This is a genomic window from Paracerasibacillus soli, assembly GCF_042432965.1.
GTDB lineage: Bacteria > Bacillota > Bacilli > Bacillales > Amphibacillaceae > Paracerasibacillus > Paracerasibacillus soli.
The window spans coordinates 1-6,606 of record NZ_JBHLWL010000028.1 but is presented as its reverse complement, the minus strand read 5'-3'; the positions used below and the strand labels follow the sequence as shown (position 1 = coordinate 6,606).

The window sequence follows — 6,606 nt, the reverse complement described above, 5'->3', positions numbered from 1 at the left end:
GATTTTCCTTCCAGCTTTGTAACATTCATTCTTCGTTAAATATAATTGTTTTAAATTCATTGTTCATTTCCTCCCTTATTGTGTAACTGAGCAAGTGCATCTTTCAACTTCTCAGGTATTGGTAAACCCAAGCGTGAAGCATTTTCTAGCATGGAAATTCCTTCATTCGAGCAATAAAAAAAGATGACTGCTGTTCTAAGAACGCTGCCATCCCCTATTAAATGTGTGTCAATCATATGCCCGACACCTACCAGTATAAAAATTAATACCTTCTTAAATATCCCTCGGTAACCAATCTCACTAGATAGTTCCTTATCAACAATTGCACACATAATTCCAGTGATATAATCAGCAACAACCAATATGATCAACGCATACAAAAAGCCATCTAACCCTCCTAAAAACCAACCAATAAATCCGCCTAGTGCTGTAACGATAATCTGTATCCAGTTCCATATATCCTTCATAGAAAGTTTCCCCCTTCAATTTTAAAAACATCTATATAAAAAGGGTGCCTACATTTTGTAGACACCCTTGAATCGTTTATATTTGTTTTGGTAATGCTTCCCAAACCCGCATATCTTCTTGTCCTAATGACCAAATGGCAATGCCTCGTAACTTCCACCTATAAGCCGCCTCGTTTGCCCAATAAACCAAGCTATCAACATCTTGATAATAAAGAATTGAAAAACCATCCGCATCTCCTAGAAATAATCGTGATATCCAAAGGTTAATGTCCTTTGGTTTTATTTTGACGGTATAATCATTTCCGGCAATTAGTGGTAATTCTTGTGAGTGAAAGAAGTCGTAATCCATTGATATATCATCATTTCTTGTGCCTATTTCTTCCAGATCATTATTTACTTTAAAGACTTGAAACTCGTTATCCCAAGTAACACCTGTTCTTGGTATTCTTCCGAATTCTACTGTGTTTCCATTAGGGAAAGTTATATCTACACTTTCATATGGTTCATATGTCCATGCATCTCCTAAACGAAGTAAGTCAGATATCATGCGATTATCTGAACGAATTCCTGCATAGCCTCCACTGAAGTCATTGATATCCACTTTAAATCTGAATGTGTTTGCTGCCCCAGAATATACCCTGACAGAATTATTTCGTATTCGCATTTCAATCGTATAAAGATTAGGTGCGGTTCGTAAATTGGCATTTGGAGTGCGTTCTATTTGAACATTATAACTTCCTAATAAGGAGCTACCTTTATACAGTTCCAAACGCTGGGTACTATAGTTTAAACAACAAAATAAATCACCACAGAATACTCCCGCTCGCCCGTTCCCGTTTTGTGGGAATCCAATTCTTGCTCTAATGTGTATATTTTTAAAATCAGAATACCTCCATGTCAATTCACCTTTTCCATCAAGCTGTGCATAAGGACGTGGATTGTTAAAATCATCTTTTTTCCAAACTTCCCATTCACCACTTAAGGTTATCCAATAGTTACTTGGTAGCGGATTTTCATCCCTGAAGTCCTCGTACCAAATAAGGGCTGAGTCTGGTTTTCTTCTCAACACTTCTGTCGTTAACTTAAATGCCCGATCCGGTTCTACCATTTGACCATTTACCCCTTTAAACTTTCTGGGAGTAAGTAAAAATTCCGCTTCCCCTGCACTAGATGATTGTTGAAAGTCAGAGCAGACCCTAAAACCATAAAACTGAACACCAGGAATTCCTGCTTTAACTTTAATGGTATGTGTACCTGCTGATAAGGATATATTCTTCTTTAATGTTAACCAGCAAGTCGTTCTCCAATAAGGCCACCATAGCCTACTTTCCTTAAAGGTTGTTTCATCATTATCAATTGATATTTTAATCGTATTTTTATCCCAAAAAGGAAAACCAATCCTTACTGCAATGTCATAAGTTCCACTAGATTGCAAAGTGAAATTATATGTCGTTTCACCGTTTTCACCGAGAGTAACCATCTGAGAGGAATCAGATATAATTCCAGCATGACTATCATAGTTACTTCCTAGACGATCAATAAATATATTTCCGAACTCTGTCTTTTGTTGTTTACTATATGCTGTTAAAAAGCTTCTTCGGTTATAATCTTCAGCAATTAATGGATTGGTTCTCGTAACTGCATCTGGACCTTCCATGTAATCATAGACATGTGGCAATGCCCATGGGACTTTATCGTAATCATCCCAATAAGCAATGATAGGAATCATCGGTTGCGGTGGTGCATCATTTGTAAAGTTATAACCACCTGTCATCCAAAGTTGTGCAGCATAATAGGTGTTGGACGTACCACGATAAACCCTATTTAAATTCTGAGGAGTATCATCAATTCGCCAGTTCCAACCATAACCTGGAAGGCCCAAAAATATTTTCTTTGGCGACATAACACTTGTTGCATAATTATATATACCTTCCAGCCAATCTCGAGGAGAAACGGGCCCTGGAGCGGAACCTGCCCAGGCCATCCCATAACTCATAATTGCAGCTGTATCACAATAAGGATTTAAATCTTCATATACACACCAGTTTTCTCCACCAACAGAACCTTGAACCCCTGTCATCCCAGGTAAGCAAATATTGACAAGCTTTGATGAATCGTACTGTTTTACAGTTTGATAAATATCTTTAAATAAAAGGTTTGCGGCATCTTTGTTTTCATAGCCACCGCCACGTTCTAAATCAATATCAACACCATCACACCATGGATATTTCTTCATGATTCGAACGATTTCTGATAAAAATTTATCTTTTGCACCATTTGTGTTATTTCTGATTGCTGTAAATATTGATGCCGTTCCATGATTCATGATTGTTAGCAACCATTTTATATGCGGCCATTTATTGATATATGGCATCATGCTCGATATACTTGTCCCTGTTTCTTTAATAGTACCTGTAATATCTACCTCAAATGTAAATATACCTACCGTATCAAGCCTATCCCCGTATTTGTTTAAAGACTCATACATTCTTGCGTTTCCCATGAAACTCCACACCATTGTCTTTTTGCCTTCTAGATATTGACTCATTGCTTGCCACTTCCTTCTTGCATTTCCTGGAATTCAAATAAAACTCGTGCTGCTTTTCCTTCTTCGAGTTCTACAATGTGCTTACTATCAGATGCTGCGGTATATTGATAAAACCCTTCTTTTTCTGTTTTGCTTTGATTTCGCAACGCTTGTCTACTTGAAGCCAATAATGAAAATGTGTCATCTGGATTTGCTACAGCTTTAAATTTCATATGGTGGGATCCATATCCTTGCGAAAGTTTAATACTTCCTGCTTTCATTGATTGAAGGGGTGTGATATGACAATCCAGTCCTGCAGATGTTGTTCCCAGATTAAATATGACAATCGTTTCTTTACTTCTAACCACTCCATTATAGAAACGAACTGGGAGAACCCCGCTTTCTTCTCTATATTTTTCAAGTGAGGTTTCTGTGTTTAAGACATATCCCGTTAGCTTATCGCCTTCTTGAAGTTGTATATCTGTATAATAAATCGTCCCCGTACAGTCTGTAACGAACAATTTCAAAGTTACATTTACGACTCTTTTATCTTCTTTCACACGTATTGTTTCACTAAACCTCGTAAACTGTATCGTCATTTAATCACCTAACCATCAAGAGTCCACTTTATTTCTGATACATGCCCAACCCACCCAGTAGCGATTGAGCCACCTTGCAAAAGAATATCTGTAAAATACACTGTCCCAGTGCAATCTTTTACAAATAATCGAATTGTTAATTTCTTAATTTTCCCAGATCCTTTTGGAGTAATTGCATGTGCAGTTTGAGTTAAAAAAACCATTTCAAACACCTCTAATATAAATCAATAATTCTCTTTTCAATCGATCCATCTTCGTATTCAATTTCCACTTCAATCCCTACTTGCCCATTTGGCCCTTTCTCTAGATTTTCAGAACCAATTTGAGCAGATATAGTATAATTCTTTCGATTTGCTGGATATACAGTTTGATACATACTTTTCGTCATTCCCAAAACACCTTCTGCTTTAAAAGATGCATCACCGCTTGCACCATTGTTAGGGTCAACTGTAAAACCAGAATTCACCCAATACGTAAATCCATCATCTGCCCTTGAATTTCTCAAATGATTAAACGGTACTAAATCCTTTATTTCCTGCCGATCAAGCACATCTGTATCATGTAGCATATCCGCAGCTTTATCCCACTGAGCTGATGAATCACCTAATTCTTTTAATTTTGTCGATAATTCAATCACTGTTTTCCATGGTTCCTGTAAATTATATTGTCTACGCACAATACGAGTTTTTACTTGTAAATTTAATTCTTTATCGTTTACCGTAACAATATCTCCTAGGTCCCACTCCTCGTGTTCATAACCTGTTAATACAGATAAGTCCATTGCTGTTAAAACATAAGACACCCTCGGTTTTGCATATTGTCCTAATCTCATATTTGCAAACTCTAACATTTGATAAGGATTGCTAAATGATGAGGCATCAAGTGTTGCAATTCGAACTTCTGATGTAAAACTATAATCTTCTACATATGCTTTGTTATTATTAATAGATGAAAATGTCATGCCATCTTTACCGTATGCATATAATCTTGTCACTAAACTTCTTGTATCAACTGTTCTTTGAATACTTTTCATATTCTTTCTATAACTAAAGAGCGCACCACTATCTTTACCGCCAAATGTTAATAAATGAACTAAACGATTTGCGCTATCAAATATCAAATCTCCACCATGGATATTTTGCACTTCACGTAATATGGATAATGCATTTTTCTCTTCCGATTCCCATGTTCGCTTTGTTGTTACATTTACATTCCCAACAGACCACTCTGTTCCTTCTAGCGCGTATTTCATTGGAACATCTGCAGTATCTGCATTAAATTCAATAGGCTGTTTATCTGTACTAAAAGCTAAGTCATAAAAATCTGCTTCTGCATATACGTGAGTGATGATATTACCTTCTTGGCTTTTTTCATCCGTAATCGTTCGTATGCGATACACATCGTCTACGATTTGAATTTGTTTTTCGTTTTCAATACTTTCCCTTTTTAAATCATGAAAAGGAATCTTAAACTCTAAGATGTCAGCACCATTAATTTCACTTGTAACAATGACATCAAACGCATTTTCTAAAACTGCATCCCATGCTCCATTACTATCCAAAACGACAGGCCTAGCAAATCCAAGTTTTTCATAGGCAGGTTTTGGGATATCATGCAATATAACTTCTATTAGTTTCGGTGTTTTCGTTTCATCTTCTGTCGTTAAAGTAATGCGATAGCGGATATAAGCTCTATTAGGTGAAATTAATTCACCTGTTGGTCCAATTGTTTGCCACGAAGTCCAATCCTCAAGGTCATCTGATGTGGATGTTTCAACTAAACTAATCGCAGTGGTCCCAGCAATATATTCACTAGTTACTGAAACTCTACCATTGCCACCTAAACTACACTTTTTAGGCACTGTATAGAGCACACCACTACCTGGATACTTGTTATCTTCTTGCTTTAAAATAACAGCACCTGGTTCCGTTAATGCATCGACTTGGGATGCACTATCTGCACCATTTGCTTGAATAGAAAATTTAAAATATAAGTGTATATCTTCCATTGTTAACTTTGAATCTTTCTCAAAAAACCAATCATCAAAACCACCAGCATAGTAATACGTATCTTGTAACATACCCATGACAATGTCAGCGGTACATTCTTCATTCAATACACCTGTATAATTTCTTACAAGTGATTGCCAAGTTGCCCCGTTCGACCTATCACCGATAAAGTTTTGAATTGTTTTATCAGTCCTATTAATAATGGTTGTGATAAAATACCAACCATTATTTACAAAACTAATACTTGGTGTCTCGGATGTATCATAAATTAATGTCCCAACATTGTTATAAAGCATTAATCGTAGTCTTCCTTGATATAACGAAATATACAGGATTGGTTGTCCTGGTCCATTTCTTGTACTAAATATAGGAATAAATGTTTGACCGATTGAATAGGTTGTTGGATTTATCCAGCCACCGACAACAATTTTCTCCCCTAAATCAGTAAAAAAGCTACCATCATTGGTAGCGGTAAGATATGTCTTTTCACTTGTTGGATTGACAATATTCTGCCTGAAAAATCGTCCAAATTTCCCTGCCACTAAACTTGCAGATGTTCCAGACCAATTTGATATAGTAAAATGATGATTATTTGTGCCACTATCTATCAGCTTACTTTCATTTGGTTGTGATTCATTAAAACGCCATAATGCAACTGTTTCATCATGAATCGGAAACTCACCAGTAAAATCTGTTTGAGATGTTACAACCGATTGAATCGCCATGTTAATATCACCTCCATCTACTTTGACTTAATACGTGAAGTTCCGTAAATGTTGCTCCTGTACTACTTACTTCTATTTCATTACTGCCAGGATATAAAACTGGAAAGTTTAACTCGTCTAAAACAGACAACCCATTTCGGATTGTATTACCACTTGAATCTGTTATTTTTGCCGTTAGCAATCCACTATCAACGATTAATATTTCATTTGATGATAATGGTCCATTAACTTTTAAACTTTCGCCATTTGTGGTAACCGTTAAAAATGTTGAACTTGAAC

The 6,606-nt window shown here is 36.3% G+C and carries 6 protein-coding genes; all 6 read right to left on the bottom strand.

Features of this window, described 5'->3' with window-relative positions:
• Nucleotides 1-56: 56 nt before the first annotated feature.
• Nucleotides 57-467 (bottom strand): phage holin family protein, encoded by a 411-nt coding sequence (locus ACFFIS_RS09535; protein WP_320378193.1) that lies wholly within the window; start codon nucleotides 465-467, stop codon nucleotides 57-59.
• Between the two features lie 76 nt (nucleotides 468-543).
• Nucleotides 544-3,015 carry a glycosyl hydrolase family 18 protein gene (locus ACFFIS_RS09530; protein WP_390187209.1) on the bottom strand — a complete coding sequence of 824 codons (2,472 nt, stop codon included), beginning with the start codon at nucleotides 3,013-3,015 and terminating at the stop codon, nucleotides 544-546.
• On the bottom strand, nucleotides 3,012-3,593 hold the full coding sequence (locus ACFFIS_RS09525; RefSeq protein ID WP_390187207.1) for a hypothetical protein: 582 nt from the start codon (nucleotides 3,591-3,593) through the stop codon (nucleotides 3,012-3,014). Before ACFFIS_RS09525 ends, ACFFIS_RS09530 begins: the two co-directional genes overlap by 4 nt.
• Nucleotides 3,594-3,601: 8 nt before the next feature.
• Nucleotides 3,602-3,796: a hypothetical protein gene (locus ACFFIS_RS09520; RefSeq protein ID WP_057995379.1), complete on the bottom strand. Its 195-nt coding sequence runs from the start codon at nucleotides 3,794-3,796 to the stop codon at nucleotides 3,602-3,604.
• A gap of 11 nt (nucleotides 3,797-3,807) precedes the next feature.
• Nucleotides 3,808-6,327 carry a phage tail spike protein gene (locus ACFFIS_RS09515; RefSeq protein WP_285615172.1) on the bottom strand — a complete coding sequence of 840 codons (2,520 nt, stop codon included), beginning with the start codon at nucleotides 6,325-6,327 and terminating at the stop codon, nucleotides 3,808-3,810.
• A 7-nt stretch (nucleotides 6,328-6,334) separates the two neighbouring features.
• Nucleotides 6,335-6,606: hypothetical protein (locus tag ACFFIS_RS09510; RefSeq protein WP_446686909.1), on the bottom strand; the 272-nt coding region annotated here is incomplete at its 5' end.